We start from the raw sequence: 19,956 nt of genomic DNA, 5'->3' as shown, positions 1-19,956 counted from the left end.
CACGCTAAGTTTAATTTATTTTCTGTCGCAGAGGAATCTCGATCGCAAATTCGGAACCTTCTCCCACTACAGAATTGCAAGAAAGCTTGCCGCCGTGTTTTTCTACTATAATAGAGTGCGAAATCGCCAATCCTAAGCCAGTTCCTTTGCCAATGGGTTTAGTAGTGAAAAACGGGTCAAACAAGCGCCTTTGCACATCTTCGCTCATCCCAGGGCCACTGTCAGCTATCGATATGGCAACGCTGTTATTGTCGCTTACTTGGGTGCGAATCGTAATTGCGAGATTTTTGGCGGTGTGATCGGATTTCTTCATCTCCATTTCCAATGCGTCTAGCGCATTGCTCAATAAATTCATAAATACTTGATTTAACTGACCGGGATAACATTCAACTAAAGGCAAATTACCGTATTCTTTAATCACATTAATTGTCGGGTGATCGGTTTTATGTTTCAGCCGGTTTTGCAAAATCAGCAGTGTGCTTTCAATGCCTTCGTGAATGTCAACTTGTTTCTTTTCGGCTTCGTCAAGTCTTGAAAAAGTTCGCAGGCTCAAAACTATGTCGCGGATGCGATCGGCTCCGACTTTCATAGATGCTAAAATTTTCGGTAAATCTTCAACAAGATAATCAATTTCCAAATCTTCCCTTGCATCTACAATTCTTGCGCTAGGCTGCGGGTATTCTTTCTGGTAAAGTTGCAGCATTTTCAGCAAGTTTTGAGTGTACTCGCTGGTGTAGCTGAGATTGCCATAGATAAAATTAACCGGGTTGTTAATTTCGTGGGCCACACCTGCTACTAACTGGCCCAAACTAGACATTTTTTCACTTTGAATTAATTGAGTTTGGGTGCGTTGGAGTTCGCGCAAAGTTTCTTCTAGCTGTTGAGTTTGAGCTTGAGCTAGTCGGGCCGCTTTGCGGGTTTGGGTGTAAAGTTCAGCGTGGTCGATCGCGATCGCAATTTGAGCGACCACTGCTTGCATCAGTTCGACTTCCGATTGGCTCCAATTTCGCACGGACATAGCCTGATAGCAGGTAATCACCCCCATATCGCCGGAAGCAGTTTGAACTGGCAGCGACAGCACTGAGTTAATTTTTAATGCCTGGAAATTTTCGCGCGCTTCTGCATCTTCACAAGTGCTGACATCATCAATTCGCAGAATTTCTCGCCGCAAAATCTGCCGCCTGGGGACACTACATCGGTCATCTAAAGAATAAGTACCGAGCAAACTCGGCAAAGCTGCATTCTTCGCTTCGCAAACTATTTCCCAAGCCGGAGGATTGCTATTGGGGCGATACCAAATGAAGAGGCACCAATCTAGGTGCATCAGATTGCGAATTTCTTGAACGGCGGTTTCTAAAATTGTATCTAAATCTAAAGAATTGCGGATTTGGTTGGCAATTTGATTTAGCAGTAGTTCTCGCTGAGCTTGTTGTCTAAGCGCTTGTTCCGATCGCACTAAAGTTTCTTCTGCAAGTTTGCGATCCGTTAAATCTTGGATTACTGCTTGGATAATTTTTTCATTTCCCACCTCGATGATTGTCAACACGACTTCTGCAGGAAAATCTGTACCGTCTAAGCGCTGGTGAACCCAACCAAAACGGTGGTTTCCCCGCTCAAAGGCGATGGCTATCATTTCGTTAACCATGCTCAAAGAATCTCTGCCGTTGGGTTGAAAAGGAGGCGAGAGTTTGCCAGGGTTTTGGCCGTACAACTGTGGCGCTGCAGTGCAGCCGAATAGTTTTAGGGTGGCTGTGTTGGCATGGGTGATGGCATTGTCACATAACATAAAAACAGGCAAACTGGTTAATTCGTAGAGCGATCGAAATTTAGCTTCCGACTGCTGCAAGGCGGCTTCTGTTTTCTTGCGATCGGTAATGTCGGCAACCATTGCCAAAGCGCCCACATAGCCTCCTTCTTTGTCTGCCAAGGAATTAGTAGAAACCATCGCCCACAAGTCGCTGCCGTCTCGGCGACGGAACTTAAAATCGAGCTGTTCGCGAATTCCTTCACGGCGGCGTTCGAGGCTGATTTGTGCGATCGCGATACCTTCTGCATCCATGAAAGCAAATAGCGGCTGTCCGATCATTTCCTCTGAAGTGCAGCCGAGCATATTAGCCATTTTTTGGTTGACAAAAGTAGTTTTACCCTCCGTATCTATCATCCAAATTCCTTCATCTGCAGTCTCGACAATGCACCTGTATTTGTCCTCGCTTTCCATGAGCGCTTCTTCTGCTAATTGGCGAGCCGTAATGTTTTGAGTCATTAGCAATCCGCCGATAATTTCTTGCCGTTCGTTTCTGACTGGCAAAGCATAACCGAGGTAAACGCGATCGCTGTAAAAAAATTCTGTAACAACTGTTTTTCCTGCCAGTGCCGCCCGATAAGTTGGCTCGATATCAGCGCAAACATCTGGCTCGAATACTTCCCAGATTGTCTTGCCTTCCATCAACTCTTTGGAAAGCCCGACTGCTGCTAATTCTGTACCTTCTACCAGGGTGTAGCGCATTTCTCGATCGAACAACATCACCGCACCGTTAGGAAAGTTGCTTGCCATAGTGCGGTAAAGCTGTTCGCTTTTTTGCAGCGCAGCTTCTGCTTGTTTGCGATCGCTAATGTCAACTACAACTGCACCGATGCCGATCGCCTCGCCATCTTTGTCTAGCAAGGGAAAATAAGAGCCTGTCAGGTGTCGGACAAACCCAGGCTTTCTGGGATTGTCACCACTCATCTCGATATTAATTAAGGGTTGTTTCGTCCTCAAAATTTGTTCGTACAAAGGCTCTACAATCGGAGCGATATTCGGCAATATTTCCCGTACAGTATTGCCTATGTGTTCTTCAGGACTCAGGCAGTTTATTTCTGATAGAAATTGATTGATTTGCAGGTAGCGCAATTGCGAGTCCAAAATGCAAAGTCCCGCCGGCGCCTCCTTCAAAAAAGCATCAAATAGTGATTGTCTCTGTACTAATTCTTGTTCTAAAGCTTTGCAAATGCTGAGATCTGTTAAAGAGCCAACCATCCCCACAACTTCTCCCGTTTTGTCTTTCAATAGCGAAAGCATCAGGTGCGAGGAAATTTTTTCTCCAGATTTACTGCTTGTTATAACTTCTATTTCATGCTCGCCTTTTTCTTGTAGCGGCTTGATGACTTGCTCTAACAAAAATTCGTGCTGTTCGGGCGGGTAAATTAGAGAAATGTGCTGTCCGATAGCCTCAGTTTTTTCATAGCCGTATAACTTTTGACAGGCTTGATTCCAAATGGTGATCGAGCCGTCCATATCTGTAGAAATTACCGCCTCGTGCACTTGGTCGATAATGTGACTTTGGAGACGTAATTTTTCTTGAGTTTGTTCCAGTTCGGAGATTTTTTCTTCGAGTAGTTGCTGAGTTTTTTCCAGTTCCTCCGTCTGCTTTGTCAGCAATTTTTCCAGATGTGAATTGCCCTGCAAAAGCGCAGATTCCAGGGGAGCGCTATTTTGATCCCGATTATTAAAGATTTCTTCAGCGCTCAGCCAAATCGCGCACTCTCCCCCTGTTTCAATTGCCCGCTCGGAAACTCGCACGGGTACGAGATGGTTATTTTTATGTTTGTATGCTGCTTCGCACAGGTGCGTATGGCTATTTTTTACTTGACATTCTAAATATTTTTCTGGGGGCGCGCACTGCGTTTGCTGAATTTCCCAGTAGTTGAGGTGAAGAGTTTCTGCAACTGTGCGGCCGATAATACTTGCAAAAGCTGGATTTACGTCGAGAAAAGTCCCGTCCGTCCGGCACAATGCCAGCCCGATAGGGGACAGTTCTAACAATTGACAACGGGAGCGATCGCGCTTGGCTTTTCCTAACTGGCTTTGCATCTGACCTAGCTGGACTTGGGTTATTCAATTATATCTTTTTATCTTGTTTATTGCTGTGAGTTTTATCCTTCATTAAGAAAGAGAGAACAAGGAAGTTCGGCAACGAGCCGTCTACGGGATTTAACCAATGTAACGGATGGATTCTGAGGTTCGAGGTTGGAGGTTCGAGGGAAGTTTGGCAACGATCCCTGTACGGGATTTAACGGATGGATGTTGAGGAAAAAGACAGGAGGGGAAAACAAAAATGAGTAATAATCAACGGGGAGGAGGAAAGAGGGAATGAGAAGAAACCAGAAAAATCACAAAAGAAAAAGTACAAAACTGGTACAAAGACCATTAATTTATACATGGTATCTTCCCTTCTTCCTTCTTCCTTCTTCCTTCTTCCTTCTTCCTTCTTCCTTCTTCCTTCTATTAATCGCGGGCAATACCTTCGGATCGGGCAGCCAACTGCACTGCACCGGCGACTGCAATGGCAACTCTTTCGTCAAAAACAGACGGTATAATGTGTTCTTTGTCAAGCTGAGAAGGACTGACTAAAGAGGCGATCGCATAAGCTGCTTCCAAATACATACTGGGCGTAATCGTGGTTGCTTTGCAGTCCAAAGCGCCTCGAAATATCCCCGGAAATGCCAAAACATTGTTAATTTGATTCGGGTAATCGCTGCGTCCGGTTGCTATGATCGCCGCATCTTCCATAATTAATTCTGGCTGAATTTCAGGAATGGGATTTGCCATTGCAAAAACAATGGGATTCTCGGCCATGGAACGCACCATCGAACGGGTGAGAACGCCGGGGGCGCTGACGCCTAAAAATACATCGGCACCGGCGATCGCATCTTCCAAAGTACCGCTCGAAGGCACAGCAAATTCTAGTTTTTCTGGGTTCATATCCGTGCGGTCTTGGGAGAGAACGCCTTTCGAGTCGCACATGATGATGTTTTCCGCACCTGCTTTACGCAGCAAGCGGGCGATCGCAACTCCGGCCGCACCGGCTCCGTTAATCACGATACACACTTCTGCGATGGTTTTTTTGACGAGTTTCAAGGCATTAATTAATGCTGCCAAACTGACAATCGCAGTGCCGTGCTGGTCGTCGTGAAAAATGGGAATATCTAAGGTTTCCCGCAATCTTGCTTCGATTTCAAAGCAGCGGGGAGAAGAAATATCTTCGAGGTTAACGCCGCCAAAAACCGGGGCTATATTCTGCACTGTGCGAATAATTTCCTCGGTATCTTGGGTATTCAAACAGATAGGAAAGGCGTCAATACCTGCAAATTCTTTAAATAGCATGGCTTTGCCTTCCATGACTGGCAGTGCGGCGGCAGGGCCGAGGTTTCCCAGTCCCAAAACTGCGCTACCGTCGGTAACAATGGCAACAGTATTTTGTTTGATTGTGAGGTTATAAACTTGTTGCGGGTCATTGGCGATCGCAGTGCAGATGCGACCCACTCCGGGAGTGTATGCCATGGCCAAATCCGACTGGCGTTTGAGGGAAATTTTGCTAACTACGCTGATTTTTCCGCCGCGGTGCAAGTTGAAAGTGCGATCGTACACGTCGATCACTCTGATATCTGGCAGTCCTTTCACTGCTTGCACTATTTCTTCATTGTGCTCGATGCTGGAGGCATCGACGTTGATATCGCGAACGGTAGTGGCGCGGGTTTGCTCGATCAAGTCGATTTGGCCGAAGTTGCCACCGACAGATGCGATCGCACTGGTGACTCTTGCCAGCATTCCCGGCTGGTTCGGCAGAGCAACCCGAATTGTTAAACTAAAGCTGGGATTTGGTGTCAGTTTTACCATGATGCCTTGATTTCAGATTTGAGAATTTCAATCTTAGATTTTATCGCCAATGTTAGGCATAAAATTTAATAATTCAAATTTTCAACTGAAATTTTTAACAAATTCTATGAGCTTGTGGTATGATCGCTCTGCACTGTCAGGGGTGTGGCTGGAAAACTGCTCTTTTTTTGAGTAAAGCTTTGCTCTGTTTCTAGCTGGTAACTCTCCCACAAACACCCTATTTTCTGTCAATTTCCCAGCGAACCGCGAATATGAAGCGCGGGGGTAGAAACCGGGTTTCTGAGGTCAAGCTGCGGAACTCTTATCTATTTTTGAGAATATTTCTGCTTATTCTGAACATCACCAGATATTTCGCAAAAATCTATTTTCCAGCGATACCGCCGAATTCCTACTGCTGTCTTTTGAAGCTAGACACCCAGGAGAGTTGATGCGGCTTTTTGGTGGCCTTTATTGGGAATGTAAAAAGTAGATGCACGGCTGTTTGAGCCGGCAGGTAAAAATTTGAGCGACTGACAAGCGGGCCTTTGATATATATTTTGTCTGCTTGTTTAACACTTGCCAAGGATTGCGAGTGCAACCTTGCAAACGATCGAATTACCTACACGCTTTGCCCGATAATTCCAGGGACTGTAACTAACAGACAATCTACCCCGCGCCACCACGAGCACAGCTTGGGCCGAACCGTGTTGAGTTGCTGGTTGCTAACTGTCAATTTTACCGATCGGCCGCAGCATCGGCCCATATAATTGTAAAGAATTTGCAAGCCAGACAATCTGGGGGAACTTTTTCTAAGTCTTGCAGATCTACCGGTTGCTCTGCTTCGCTGCCGGGGGGAACTATGCACAGGGCAACTTGTCCGACTCCAGCCATGAGTTCGGCAACTCGCTCCAAAATACTGTCCATTTTTTTCATTAGTTGCTCTGCTGCATCGAGACTCGGCGCGATAATGAAAAAGGTTTTGACTCCATCGGGACAGGGGGCGAAGCCGAGGGTACAGTCTCGTAATAGTGCTTCGGTGGAGAGACTGAAACCGTTGTAGAAGCGATCGATTACTGCTTGATAAAAGGCGATTGTCAGAGAGCGATCGCCAAAAATTGGTTGAGATAACATAACTACTTCCTTTCGTAGGATTTTCGGGTGCATTGAAAAAATTTTAACATACCTTAATGTAAGCGATTTAACTAAATGATCTAGCGATCGAGATCATGGACTTGATGTGACATTTTTTAATTTGTGTAGCGATCGCAACTGTGATAAAATGTACTCTGTGCTATCACGGCTAATGATTTTGATCGCATCCGCAGCTCAAAGCTAAGTACAAAATTTCCTACTAGGTGAGGAGAGGGGGATAGGCCCAGAGGGAGAGAACCAGAGGGAAATTACCTAAGTAGTAAGAGTATTATTGCCACAAAGTGCTTAATCTAGAGTTTAAAATAAACATCCAATCAAAATATTCAAGATGAACTCGATCGTCCAACAGTTAAAAGCAAAATTTGAAAAAGCATTCACCGCTGGATTCGGCGAAAGTTATGCAGGTGCAGATCCGATGCTAGCCGCCGCCAGCAATCCCAACTTTGGGGACTTTCAGTGCAACGCGGCGATGAGTTTGGGGAAAAAGTTAGGAAAGCCGCCACGGGCGATCGCCTCGACAATCATCGAAAACCTAGATATTAGTGACATCTGCGAAACCCCAGAAATCGCCGGGCCCGGTTTTATCAATTTGAAGCTGAAACCGGCTTATTTGGAAGCGCAAATTAGTGAGATCGCCGCCGACTCGCGTTTGGGGATTGAACCGGCGAAAACGCCTCAAACAATCGCGATCGACTTTTCGAGTCCGAATATAGCCAAAGAAATGCACGTCGGACATTTGCGATCGACAATCATCGGAGATGCGATCGCCCGCACCCTCGAATTTCAAGGCCACGACGTACTCAGAATCAACCACATCGGCGACTGGGGCACCCAATTCGGAATGCTGATCGCATACTTGCGCGAAGTTCACCCCGAAGCCCTCACAACCGCTGACGCCCTAGACTTAGGAGATTTAGTCGCATTTTACCGCCAAGCAAAACAGCGCTTTGACACAGACGAAACCTTCAAAGAAACCGCCCGCCAAGAAGTAGTAAAACTGCAAGCAGGCGCCGAAGACACCCGCCGCGCTTGGAAATTGCTGTGCGATCAATCTCGCCGCGAATTTCAAGTAATATACGACTTGCTCGATATCAAATTAACCGAACGCGGCGAATCGTTTTACAATCCTCTATTGCCCGCTGTAGTCGAAGATTTAACAAATCTAGGTTTGCTAGTTGAAAGTGACGGCGCGAAATGCGTTTTTGTAGAGGGTTTCACCAACAAAGAAGGCGAACCACTGCCGCTAATCGTCCAGAAAACCGACGGTGGCTACAATTACGCCACAACTGATTTAGCAGCAGTGCGCTACCGGATACAAAAAGACAATGCAAAGCGCTTAATTTATGTTACAGATTCGGGACAAGCAAACCATTTTGCCCAAGTATTTGCAGTAGCCAGAAAAGCCGGTTGGATTCCTGATGATGTCGAAATTGTCCACGTCCCCTTCGGTTTGGTATTGGGAGAAGACGGCAAAAGAGCCAAAACTCGTTCTGGGGATACAGTACGATTGCGAGATTTGCTCGATGAAGCGATCGTCCGGGCCACCAAAGATTTGGAAGACAGATTAGTCACAGAAGAAAGACAGGAAACGAAAGAGTTTATAGCTAACGTAGGTCGCGTAGTTGGTTTGAGTGCAGTTAAGTATGCAGATTTGAGTCAAAACCGCGCCAGCAACTATGTATTTAGTTACGACAAAATGCTCGCATTGCAGGGAAATACGGCTCCTTATATGCTATATGCTTACGCGCGCGTGCAGGGAATTCGCCGCAAAGGTGAGATTGATTTCGAGAATTTAGATGCTGGTGCGAAAGTAATCTTGCAGTCTGATGCAGAGTTAGTTTTAGCCAAACATTTATTGCAGTTTAGTGAAGTGATAAATGCGGTTGAGGGCGATTTATTGCCGAATAGAATTTGTCAGTATTTGTTTGAATTGAGTCAAAAGTACAATCAATTTTTTGAGCAATGTCCGGTTTTGAAAGCTGAGGAACCGTTGCGGACTTCGCGGTTGATTTTGTGCGATTTGACTGCAAGAACTTTGAAATTAGGTTTGGAGTTGTTGGGGATTCAGGTATTGGAGAGGATGTGATATAAAGTTTGTAGCTGTAGCGTGCGTGAGAGCGATAAATATTTGAATCTAGATGAGGAGACTATTTACACTCACGGACCGCCCAAAGTCTTGAACTATACCTATGCAAGCGGAAATAAGATAATTTTAACCGCTGCTCAACGGTGATAGAAGCTGATGAAAGAGGATCGGATAGGGCGAGAATATCTTCCTAAGTTCCTTCTAGTTCTAACAGTTGTGAGGTCATTGCTTTTACTTTTTTTGAGATTGGGATTTAGTTAATTGTAGCGCCTTTCTACAATCGAGGATTTACCGCTTTTTGTTAACAACCAAGCTCTCCAGGATGCCTTTAAACATTGTTACCACAATTTGGCGATCGTTATCTCTCACAAATATATCGTAATTGGGGCTTGAGTTAATTTCAATCAACCAATATGCTCCGTTTTTATCTAGCGCGATGTCAAGCCCAGCATAATTAATCGCAATTTCAGCAAAAACAGGTTTAACAAAATCTTCAATCTCAGACATGAGATTGGGATTAATTATATGTTTGGCTTTTGCACCTTCCCAGTGCAGCGGGCTTAAATTGCCCGCAAATTTAGCCTGAGATTTGTCCTTATCGTACAGCAAAACTAGCTTTTCTTTACAGAATACAGCCCGATATTCGTGGGCAATTTCGATATATTCTTGAGCTAGCGCCACATGGTCATAATCTTTGCTGTTGACGTTAAATATAATTTCTAGGGCTTCTTTAATTTGCTCTATAGTTTCACATAAAAAAACATTGTTGCCACCAGCACCGCGATTTCTTTTGAGAATCACCGGTAAAGCGAATTTTTTGTTTACTTCTAAAACTATTGATTCAATATCTGGGAAAGTCAAATACTTTTTATACTTATCCTCGCCGTGAGGCGAGACAAAACCGAGAGTTCTGGGAGTATTTATTTTGCCGTTTAATAGTTGATAGGTATATTCTTTGTCTTCAAAAATTTCTGCTACTGACGCGCTGTTAAATGGCGTCATGTAATTGACAAAATAATATTCTTCGCCGCCCTGTTTGAGTCTAATCAAGTTTTGGGAAGGATGCAGGATTTCGTAAGGGATATTTAATTCCTCACAAGCTGCCAGCAGGATTTCAATATTGGTTAGCATAAAATGTAACTTAATTAGAAATTAATTTTAAAGATTTGAGATTAGAGAATCGCTTCCCAATCTCAAACCTAAAATTCGTTAGCGCAGCCCTCGAAGAGGATCGCACTTCTATCCAAACAATCGCTGCTGCCCGTTTGCCGCATCTTTCCCGGCATAAATCTCGCGCGTTCCCTTGGGAATGTAAATCCAATCGAATTCTTGCAAGCGGTTTGTTAAATTGGAAATGCTCACTCCCAATTCATCTCTCATTTTGTATAAATGCGACCACTTAGTTAAATCGCGTCCCTGTCTTTTTTCCTCCAAAATACACCGAGGCATCAACAAACAGCTTGCAAAATATTGCGCTTGCCATTCGATCGACAAAACCTTATTATCCGCACTCGCACCCCGACAAACAAACGGTTCCTCGACATCAGACGCCGTTTGTCCTTGATTACCTAAGTTTAATTCCAACTGTTCCACAGTGCCGTCTGCTTCGTCTTGATTGACGTGTAGCACCCAGTGGCCGATTTCGTGGGCGATCGTCGATTCGATGAAGCCTGGGGGTTTTTCCAGAATCTGTTCGTTGATTTCGATTAACCGCTGCTGCGGCAAAATCCTCGCCGCGATCGCACCCTCTTCATCCGGCTCAATGCACTCCCAAACTACGCCCAAATCCAGAAAATCAGCAACCGTTGTCGCATCAAAAGGCCATCTCGGAGCAAAATTTTGCGTTTTCTGCATCTGCATTAAGATGTCATTTGCCAAACGCTCGATCGTTTCTTTGGGATAGAAGCAATACGGTTTAAAAATACTCACTATGAGGGGCCTCTCTTACGCTTCAAAAGATTGTTTGAGCCAATCTGGATTTTCTTGCATCCGGCGGAAAAGAGCCTGCATTTCCTTTGGATTCTGCTTCAGCAGCGCTTCGTACTGCTGCGGCAGTCTCCCGGCCAAGAAAATCAATTCCTCTTCGTTTATGTCTAGATTTCGCGCTAATGCTCGGATTACCTCCTCTTTTGGCGCATAATCCGCTCGATCGTTCTCCAACTTCGACAAATAAGTAAAGTCCACACTTAGCATAGCTGCTAGCTCACGTTGTGAGTAAGCTTTGTCCTTGCGAGCTTGACGGATCAGTCTTCCAAATGTTTGTTCCACGGTTTTTCGCCTCCTGACAAGCATTCTAGCCTGTTTTGATGAAAAGTTCAACAAAATACTTGACGGGAAAATCAACCCACGCTACCATGAGGTTAGTTGACGGTTTAATCAACCAGTTAACCCGGACTGGTAGGGTTAAGGGTGCAAATTAGCCTAGCTAACACGCTACATATAGCGTCGTCAACTTCAGAGGAGTGAGAAGCGCTGGGCGTCAAAACGCTTGTACGCAGCAAATAAGGAGGAGCAGATCGCAAATGCTGAGAACCTGGACAGACACGCATTACAAGCTCGAAGACGATGACTGGCTATACATCGCCACCCACGAAGAACAAAGCTCAGCCTCACTGGTTTGTCCCGGCTACGCGCGGGATGGCGAAGGCTTCAGCATCCACTTCACCCCAGCGCACTTAGAAACGTTAGAGCATTTGCTCGCCGCGCTGCGGATTATTAAAGCTCAACAAGAGGCGATGCTTGAGTATACCTATCCCGAACCAAAAGCAACAACACATCTGATTAGGTAATGGAAGGAAGAAGGAAGAAGGAAGAAGGAAGAGGGAAGAAAAATAATTCGATTGTTGTGAGTTCCCAATTCCCAATTACCGATTCCTAATTGTCAGAACATAAATCAATAACTAAGGAAAAACGAACAATGACTACTAAAACACAAGAAAGACCTACATTTTCAGTATTTGGTGCCAAACCGAGCAATGCTTTGCTAGTACCGGAAATCCCGATCGCAGTCCGTAACAATTGCCAAAGTGGCCAATGGGCGATCGGCGATACAGACTACGGTTCCAAGTGTTCCATGACAATCCTCAAATTCTCCAAATTCTTCGGTTCCCTCGGTCAAACTTCGCACACATTGTGGGGTCAACTGTGGTTTGTCGCAGAAAGTGGCGAATTGCCGCAAGGAGTTGTCATGGTGACATACATCAAAAACCGCAGCTTGAACGATTTTAACCGCTTAGTAGCATCAGTTCAATCTCGCGGTGTAGAACCTGCAACCGGAATTTTTGTCCCCGAATTTGTCAAGCATTCCGGCCAGAAACCAGACGAAAGCGGAGTAGTAAAACCGATTAACTACTACAGCTTGAAATGGTCTTGGAACGAGCGGAAAGATTGGGCGGTTATCGACCAAGCCGCAGCAGTTTTGTCAGATTCTAGCAATCAATCGCGGATGATTGACTTAGAAGGAACAAAAGCTATGGTGTGTTTAGATAACCTGCCGGCGCAGCAAGTAGCCTGCTTGATGGCTGCTCACGCTGGCGGTGAAAGCGATGCTATGGCTTTGAATTCCAACGGCAGTATGTCGCTACCGCCAGCCGAAGAGCAATTAACTGCTGACTTGTTCTAATTTTGTTGTAAAGGCGCGATTTAATCGCGCCTTTACCATAACTGTTACAACAAAGTGAAATGAAGAAATTAACTAAGCTGAAAACCAAACCAAACCTGCAAGAAAGTCGTTTGAAAGAGAATCTTGAGCTGCTCGACCAAATTCGGACAAATGCAGTTAACGACATCGAAAGTCTCACAGAAGATTTCCAGCACATGACTTTAGTTGCCGAATCAGTGCAGCGGAATTACCGAGCTTTGTTAGCCGAAAATCAATTGCTAAAAGGCGCACTTTTGAGTATAATTGATGAGTGCGGCTGCTGGGAAGGAAATCGGTGCGATCGCTGCTGGAAACTTCTCAACACTCTAGCCAGCGCCAATCCCGAAGAAAAACCCGACGCAGCCAGAAAATACCAAGCCATTCTCAGCCAACTCCGCAACTTAGAATAACTGAAAACCTTTCAGTCACAAGTGTCTAAAAATTATAATCAGGAGAAGCAAACATTATGACAATAGCAACTGCCAAGGATAGCAAAGCCAAAATTTTGCAAAACTTTCAGCAGATTTTAGCCGCTCACAACAAGATCGAATCCAAAGTAGAAACAAAAGAACAGTCAGCCGAAAAAGCTAAAAACAAACAAGTCCTCGAACTCGCCTCCACCTACACAATTGACAGCATCGTCAAAGGCTTGGCAGACTTGCAATTAGATTTCGGCAGCATCACCAGCGGACTTTCCGAAAAACTGAAGGCGGAATCTTCAAAATTAGACGAATTAAAACGCGCGATCGAAATTGAAGCCCAACAATTGCAAGAGTTGCAGCAAATCAGAGTTGTAGCAGACGCCCTCCACATTTTAACTCAAGAGCACCGAGAAAAATTGACTCTGCTCGAACAAAACAGCGCCAACCAGCGCGAAATTATCGAAAAAGACACGACCCAAAAACGCAAAGTTTGGGAAAAAGAACAGCAAGCTTTTGACATAGCAATTCAAGAACAGATTGCACTAACAACAAAAGAACGCCAGCGGGAAACAGCAGATTATCACTACGAATTAGAACGCACCCGCAAAGTCGAAACTGACGAATACGAAGAAACAAAACGCAAACTAGAACGGGAATTGCAACAATCTACTCGCGAAAAAGAGAAAAACTGGGTGGAACGGGAAAAAGTCCTCAGCGACAATCAAGCGGAGTTTGAAGAGAATCACAGAAAAGCCGCCGGATTTGAAGAAGAACTCAAACAGGCTTATGTCAAAGCCAAAGAAGAAGCAATTCAAGAAGTTTCCCGCGAAGCTAAAGTCAAGGCAGATTTAGTGGATAAAGAATGGGAAGGAAGCAAGCAAGGATATGAATTGAAAGCGCAATCTTTGCAGCAGACTATTGAGCGACAAACCGAACAAATTGCCGAAATTTCCGCGCAACTGCAAGCCACCATGAAGCAAGCGCAAGATTTGGCCATGAAAGCTTTTGCCAGCAAAGCTTAAAACCCAGTAAGGTGTGCAGTGCCCACCTTACGAAAAAATGACAGAAATTTTCCCAACTATTAAGAAATGAAAAGTCATGAACAAAAAAGTTAGCGACAAAAGCACCAAGGCTGAAATCTTAGAAGCGTACAAGGAAGCAGCGCAAGAAAAAGCGCAGTTGGAATCGCAAATCCAACAGCTAAACGCTTCCCAAAAGCAAAAAACAGCCCCAGAAAAACCTATTGTGGATGCACAAAAACCAATGGCTTTAACTCAAAATCCACAAAAAATGCAGTCCACAATTGATAATTTGATTTTGCTGCAATTTGGCTTTGGCGGTGCTGTCAGTGAGTTGTCGGAGAAATTAACTTCGGAAGCTGCTAAACTCGAAGAATTGCGGCGCACTGTGGGTGAGGAAATTCAACAACTGCAAGAGTTGCACAGTTTAGAAGATGTTGCAGAAGATACGCTGGACAATTTAATTCAACAGTACGAAGAAAGCGCGAAAACTTTTGCTGGCGAACTCAGCGAACAGCGCGAAGCTGTTGAACAGGAATTGTTGGAACGCCGGCAAGCTTGGGAAAAAGAGCAGGAACTGCAAAAGTTGGCAGTTAGAGAACGCAATGAGCATCATCAAAAAGCTCGCGATCGGGATGAAGAGTTGTATGATTATGATTTGAATCTTCAGCGAAATCTGGACATAGAAGAATACCAACAGCGCCAGAAAAGGCTGTATCAAGAAATCGAAGAGTTTCAGCAAGAACAGGAGAAACAGTGGGCGGAACGCGAAAAATCTATTTCGGAACGGGAAAAACTTTATGCTGAGGTTAAAGCTAAGGTAGAAGCTTTCCCGAAAGAACTGGAAGCTAATATCAAGAACGGGAAAGATAACGGCCGCAATATTGGCAATTATCAAGCTAAAGTTAAGGCGGATTTGTCTGCTAAAGATATCGAAGGGCAAAAGCAAAATTATGAACTGCAAATTCAAGGGATGTTGCAGACAATTCAAAATCAAGATGCGCGCATTGCTAGTTTGTCGAAACAACTGGATTCTGCTTTGAAACAGGTTCAAGATTTGGCGGTGAAGGCGATTGAGGGAGCATCGAATTTGAGTTCTTTGCAAGCAGTCAGGGAAATTGCGATCGAACAAGCGAAGACTCAGCAGAAAAATAAGTAATCCGTAGCAGTTTTACGTTTAATTAGGTTGACCTAATTAAACGTAAAACGCGATCGCTGTTAGAGCCGCGACTTCTTTAATAAGTCGCGGCTCTGCGTATTCTGTTTTTTAGGTGGGTTTGCTTAATTAGCTGCGATTAAGGATTAAGACTTTTCGCTTGCAGTAGATTTAGGAAACTTGCACTTTACCTCAACTTCTAAGTTGCTTTCTGCTGAACCTTCAGTAATGTAGGGGATGCCGGCTTTTCCACCCATTTTGATAGCAAATTTAAGTGTTACCTCTTCAACCTCAGCCGCACCGAAATCTTTAAAAGCCGTCACAGCATACATAGCATAATTGCGAATTAGCAGGCGAGCTTGCTGCATCCGATTAAGTGCATCGCTTCGCACGTCTCTCTCCTCATCATAAGGACTATCCTCCTGTGAGGTTGCAGCTTGGTCAATTACGACTTCGTACACTTCACCCTTTTCTTCAAAAGCGAAACGCTCTAATTCGGACATAATGTTACCTTTTGTTAAGTTTATGTAGATTTTGCTTAAAGATGGAGCTTGCTTCCGGAAAGTTTAGTTATTATAGCGTCTAAAGGAAAACAGCGGTTCAGGGTGCGTGTCAACTAAGCCAGTATTTTTAAATCCAGGTTGAACTAAATGGCTCGTTACGCGCTTGTTATCGGCATTACTCAATATCAAAGCTCCCACCTCAAACCCCTCCCGAAAGCGGCTACAGATGCTGAAAATGTCGCGCGGGTATTAGAGCAATATGGCAACTATACTGTTACTAGACTGCCAGATCGCTGGAACGCTGAGACCCAGCGTTTTGAAGTAGCACAGCAAAAAAGTGTTTCTGCTGATGACGTATGTAAAGCTCTGAAAACTTTGCTCTTGGAACGAGGTACGAAAAGTGATGTACTCATTTATTTTGCCGGTCACGGTCTGACTTTGTGTGATGCCTTGGGAGACCTAAAAGGAGCATTGGCTACTTCCGACTGTCAGGTGGAAATAGTGGGAAAAGAGGTGGTCGATTATAAACGTGGAATTGCTTTGTCAAGCCTCAATCAGCTAATTAAGAAGTCGGATCTGAGCAGTTTGGTAATGTTGTTGGACTGCTGTCATAGTGGGTATTTTCTGGAAAGTCAGCTAGTACAGCAAACTTTAACGGCTTTTAGTACGCAAAGGGATTATTATTTAATTGCAGCTTGCCGGAGTTTTGAGACTGTAAAAGCTTTGGCTGGGGAAGCGCACGCCATTTTTACAGGAGCTTTGCTGAAGGGTTTGGCATCGGAAAATGCTAGTAGAAATGGGCAGGTCAGTGGCGATCGCCTATTTGATTATATCAGCAATGAACTTAAGGGCACTCAGTGGGGTCAAGAACCGATTCGCATGGGCTGGGGTCGCTGCATTACTCTGGTAACGTATCCGCAACTAGAGACTTCGGCTACTGAAATTACTTTCGATCGCCAAAATCCGTATCTGGGACTTTCAGCTTTTGGAGCTGAACAAGAGAAGTATTTTTGTGGGCGGGATGAAGCAGTTCGGACGCTGATTACTCACCTGACAAATAGCCGTTTTCTATCTGTTATCGGCTACTCTGGTTCGGGCAAATCTTCTTTAATAAAAGCGGGATTGCTGCCAGACTTAAGTCGGGATAGAATTCCTGGTAGCAGTCAGTGGCCGGTTGAATCTTTTACTCCTGGTAAGCACCCCCTCGGAAAACTGGTGGATATTCTAGCTCGACATCGAGAGCAGAATCAGCTTTTTGTAATTTTTATAGATCAGTTTGAGGAGGTATTTACTCTCTGTGAAGATGAAGCCGAGCGACAGGGTTTTATCCGCCTGATCGCACAGGAGATGAAGGATACTGAGCGAAAGAGTCGGATGATTATTGCACTTCGTGGAGATTTTTTAATTCGCTGCGCTAATTATCCAGACGTTTTAAATTTGATTAATCACATTCCGACTACAACTTATATTGTCAAGTCGCTAGGGATTGAAGAGTTGCCAGAGGCGATCGAGACACCGGCAGAACTGCACGGGGTCAAATTTGAGCGAGGGTTAGTATCCCAAATTGCCCAAGATGTGGCCGGTCAACCGGGAGCATTACCGTTATTACAATACGCTTTGAAAGAGTTGTGGCGAGTCTGCATAGAAAAACCAGAATCACCAGAGCCCTTACTGACAAAAAAAGGCTATGAAGAAATTGGCGGTGTTCAAGGGGCTTTGGAAAATCGAGCTAATGTGATCTACCAAAGTCTTAGTGATGGCGATCGCATTTTTGTACGCAAGCTGTTTATGGAATTGGTGCAGTTGGGTGAGGATACGGAGGTAACGCGCCGACGGGTTGATTGGGATAGGCTGAGGGCGATCGCGGATTCTCCTGAGCAGTTAGAGCGGGTAATTGGGCTGTTGGCTGGGTCGCAGCAGCGTTTAATTATTGTGGATGAAAACACGGTGGAAGTGGCTCACGAAGCTCTGTTGTGTCGCTGGAAGTTACTGAGTGATTGGATTGAAGAGAATCAGGAGAATATTCGGATTAGTCGGCGCTTAGAGGTAAATTGTCGGGAGTGGGAAGAAACTTATCGCAAGTCAGATGATGCGCTGTTGACGGGTGCGCGATTGGCGGAGGTTGAGGAGTGGGAGAAGAGGGTACAGCGGAATTTGACTGAGGATGAGAGGGAGTTTTTGCGGAAGAGTGTGGGTAGGCGCGATCGGGCAATTCAAGCTGAATTAGAGCAACAGCGGCAACTGCGAGAACTTGCTGAAGCAAAAGCTTTAGCTGAAGCAGAAAAAGCTGAAGAGGAAAGAGCTAAAACTATAGCTCAGATGGAGAGGGCTATAGCAGCAGAAGATCAAGCTAAGGCAGAAGCGGCAAGGGTTGGAGAGGCGGAAGCTAGAGTTAAAGCTGAAAAACGAGGAAAGTGGATGGCGATCGCATCTGGTATCCTTCTAACTTTTACGCTTGGTTTGGGATTACTAACCAATGTACTTGCAAGTCAGAAGAGAGAACAGGAAGTAAGCAAGGTGAGCATTTTAATTGGCAAAGCTCAAGAGCTTTTAGAAAGAAATCTTCAGCTTGACGCATTGAAAGCAAGTGTGGAAGCGCTAAAGGAAATGAAAAAGCAAGGGAGAGAAAACCCAGAGCAATTACAAAAAATTCAGTCAGTTATATTCAATGTACAGGAGCGCAATCAATTAAAAGCGCATCCGCGAGGAGTATATGGCGTTAGTTTTAGTCCTGACGGGACAATGATTGCTTCTGGTGGAGTAGATAAAAGAATCATTATATGGAACCAAGCCGGAAAAAGGCTTTTTTCTCCAACTGAAGAACACAATAAACCAATTTGGAGTGTAAGATTTAGTCCTGATAGTCAATTTATCGCATCAGCAAGTGTAGACCATACAATAAAAATTTGGAGTAAGAAAGGAAAACTTATACAGACCCTAAAAGGTCATAAAGGTAATGTTTATGATGTAAGCTTTAGTAAAAACAGTGAGAAAATTTACTCTTCCAGTCAAGATGGAAGTATAATAATATGGGATGTCAAGACTGGTAGGTCTATGGAAAATTTCACTACTCCAAATTCTTTAAATAAGAGTGAATACAAGATTATGGGTTTGGATTTAGAACCATTAAAAAATTCTGTGCTTGTCTATACAGGCAATAAAGATTATGAACTCAGCCTATGGAATATGAAAACCAAAAGCAAGGAAGGCATCAAAAATATAGGAAATACTCAATCACTGGTGAGGTCAGTCAGATTTAATGAAAAGGGAAACATGATTGTATCTTGTGAAAACAATAACGACAACGGAACAATAAAAATATGGGATCTAACAGGAAAGTTAATAGGTCTTATCAATAGCCCTAAAGATACAATCCTGTATGCAGAATTTAGTTATGATAGTAAATACATTGCTTCGGCTAGTAGTGTTGATAACACTATCAAAATTTGGAAGGTAGACGAGGTATTAAATAAATGGAAAAATAGTAAAATAGGACTCGCGCGACCATCAACTATTTTGGCGGGACATACTGAAACAGTCAACCGAGTAAGCTTTAATCCCCGAAATTCTCAATCAATTGCTTCTGCCAGTGATGACGGAACAGTTATAATCTGGGAAATATTCGGAAATAAAATAGAACTTAACAAGAAGTATAAGCTAGATGAATTGCTAACAAAAAGTTGCAACTTTTTGTCTGAATACTCAAATATTTGTTACAATTTAAAGTAATCGAAAACGATAATTAAGTATGACAAGCCCCAGTTGTGAAGAAAACCCCGATCAACCAAAGTGCGTTAGAGAAAGGATGCTAAAAAAATTAACAAAAATTAATGGCTCGCTCAGTCAATCAATTATTGAAATAGAGACGGACACTCGACTTTGGGAAAACCCTCAACCTCTTAGAGGCAATCGTTTTTCAAGGGTAGAAGCATCAGGAAATATGCGATTGCCAGAAAATGGTGATACAGGAAATGAAAGTTTTTCTGACTTCGATACAGTAATCAAAGAGAAGAGTGCAAATCTTAGCGAGGTTATTGTGGATTTAATCATAACTAATCAGGTTGGCGATAACCCAGAGAGAATTCGCGGGATTAGATTGAAAATTGCAAGATTCGTGAAAGATTTAAAAGCTATGGAGATAGCCGATATCAAGCCAGAAATTAAAAAAGAGATAAGTGATCGGATGAAAGCTAGCATGAGTGCAATTTTAGAGGAAATATTAACACATTAGCAAACTTCATTTTTTCTTTTAAAGGCGATCGCCTTTCTCATTTCCATCCCAAAAAAGCGAGCGCCCCCTCACCTCTCTCACCCCAGCCGCTACACTAAAATCAGTACCC

General features: G+C 44.1%; 15 protein-coding genes. 8 read left to right on the top strand and 7 right to left on the bottom strand.

The features are described from left to right. Window positions 1–10 precede the first annotated feature (10 nt). From QUA36_RS15245 to QUA36_RS15235, 3 genes are all read right to left on the bottom strand, one after another. Window positions 11–3,853 carry a PAS domain S-box protein gene (locus QUA36_RS15245; protein ID WP_333458266.1) on the bottom strand — a complete coding sequence of 1,281 codons (3,843 nt, stop codon included), beginning with the start codon at window positions 3,851–3,853 and terminating at the stop codon, window positions 11–13. 414 nt (window positions 3,854–4,267) lie between these two features. Further along, on the bottom strand, window positions 4,268–5,659 hold the full coding sequence (locus tag QUA36_RS15240) for a malic enzyme-like NAD(P)-binding protein (RefSeq protein WP_333160782.1): 1,392 nt from the start codon (window positions 5,657–5,659) through the stop codon (window positions 4,268–4,270). A 714-nt stretch (window positions 5,660–6,373) separates the two neighbouring features. Beyond that, window positions 6,374–6,769 carry a hypothetical protein gene (locus tag QUA36_RS15235; protein ID WP_333160784.1) on the bottom strand — a complete coding sequence of 132 codons (396 nt, stop codon included), beginning with the start codon at window positions 6,767–6,769 and terminating at the stop codon, window positions 6,374–6,376. A gap of 349 nt (window positions 6,770–7,118) precedes the next feature. Between QUA36_RS15235 and argS the strand changes: the two genes are divergently transcribed. Further along, the gene (gene argS, locus QUA36_RS15230) at window positions 7,119–8,876 is read left to right on the top strand and encodes an arginine--tRNA ligase (RefSeq protein WP_333458265.1); all 1,758 of its coding nucleotides are present in this window, start codon (window positions 7,119–7,121) and stop codon (window positions 8,874–8,876) included. A gap of 288 nt (window positions 8,877–9,164) precedes the next feature. Here argS and QUA36_RS15225 read toward each other — a convergent pair whose 3' ends face one another. From QUA36_RS15225 to QUA36_RS15215, 3 genes are all read right to left on the bottom strand, one after another. After that, the gene (locus QUA36_RS15225) at window positions 9,165–10,007 is read right to left on the bottom strand and encodes a YheC/YheD family protein (RefSeq protein WP_333458264.1); all 843 of its coding nucleotides are present in this window, start codon (window positions 10,005–10,007) and stop codon (window positions 9,165–9,167) included. Window positions 10,008–10,115: 108 nt separating this feature from the next. After that, entirely contained in the window at window positions 10,116–10,805 is a 690-nt protein-coding gene (locus QUA36_RS15220; RefSeq protein WP_333160792.1) for an ImmA/IrrE family metallo-endopeptidase, read from the bottom strand. 15 nt (window positions 10,806–10,820) lie between these two features. Then, window positions 10,821–11,144, bottom strand: a complete 324-nt coding sequence (locus tag QUA36_RS15215; RefSeq protein WP_006634885.1) for a helix-turn-helix domain-containing protein — start codon at window positions 11,142–11,144, stop codon at window positions 10,821–10,823. A 254-nt stretch (window positions 11,145–11,398) separates the two neighbouring features. Between QUA36_RS15215 and QUA36_RS15210 the strand changes: the two genes are divergently transcribed. From QUA36_RS15210 to QUA36_RS15190, 5 genes are all read left to right on the top strand, one after another. After that, entirely contained in the window at window positions 11,399–11,665 is a 267-nt protein-coding gene (locus QUA36_RS15210) for a hypothetical protein (protein WP_006634886.1), read from the top strand. 128 nt (window positions 11,666–11,793) lie between these two features. Further along, window positions 11,794–12,498: a hypothetical protein gene (locus QUA36_RS15205; protein WP_333160794.1), complete on the top strand. Its 705-nt coding sequence runs from the start codon at window positions 11,794–11,796 to the stop codon at window positions 12,496–12,498. Between the two features lie 59 nt (window positions 12,499–12,557). Then, complete coding sequence (locus QUA36_RS15200; RefSeq protein WP_333454525.1) at window positions 12,558–12,926, top strand: hypothetical protein; 369 nt, start codon at window positions 12,558–12,560, stop codon at window positions 12,924–12,926. Between the two features lie 56 nt (window positions 12,927–12,982). Continuing rightward, window positions 12,983–13,960 (top strand): hypothetical protein, encoded by a 978-nt coding sequence (locus tag QUA36_RS15195; RefSeq protein ID WP_333458263.1) that lies wholly within the window; start codon window positions 12,983–12,985, stop codon window positions 13,958–13,960. A gap of 76 nt (window positions 13,961–14,036) precedes the next feature. Continuing rightward, window positions 14,037–15,116, top strand: a complete 1,080-nt coding sequence (locus tag QUA36_RS15190; RefSeq protein WP_333458262.1) for a hypothetical protein — start codon at window positions 14,037–14,039, stop codon at window positions 15,114–15,116. Window positions 15,117–15,259: 143 nt separating this feature from the next. On the opposite strand, the gene QUA36_RS15185 is transcribed toward QUA36_RS15190, so the two are convergent. Beyond that, window positions 15,260–15,616, bottom strand: coding sequence for a CU044_2847 family protein (locus QUA36_RS15185; protein WP_333458261.1), 357 nt, complete (start codon window positions 15,614–15,616; stop codon window positions 15,260–15,262). Between the two features lie 147 nt (window positions 15,617–15,763). Here QUA36_RS15185 and QUA36_RS15180 point away from each other — a divergent pair, with 147 nt between their 5' ends. Both QUA36_RS15180 and QUA36_RS15175 read left to right on the top strand, forming a co-directional pair. Further along, window positions 15,764–19,345 (top strand): nSTAND1 domain-containing NTPase, encoded by a 3,582-nt coding sequence (locus QUA36_RS15180; protein ID WP_333458260.1) that lies wholly within the window; start codon window positions 15,764–15,766, stop codon window positions 19,343–19,345. Window positions 19,346–19,364: 19 nt separating this feature from the next. After that, the gene (locus QUA36_RS15175; RefSeq protein WP_333458259.1) at window positions 19,365–19,847 is read left to right on the top strand and encodes a hypothetical protein; all 483 of its coding nucleotides are present in this window, start codon (window positions 19,365–19,367) and stop codon (window positions 19,845–19,847) included. Window positions 19,848–19,956 lie beyond the last annotated feature (109 nt).

The organism is Microcoleus sp. Pol10D4, assembly GCF_036701555.1.
Lineage (GTDB): Bacteria > Cyanobacteriota > Cyanobacteriia > Cyanobacteriales > Microcoleaceae > Microcoleus.
This window is presented reverse-complemented; position numbering and strand designations above follow the sequence as displayed.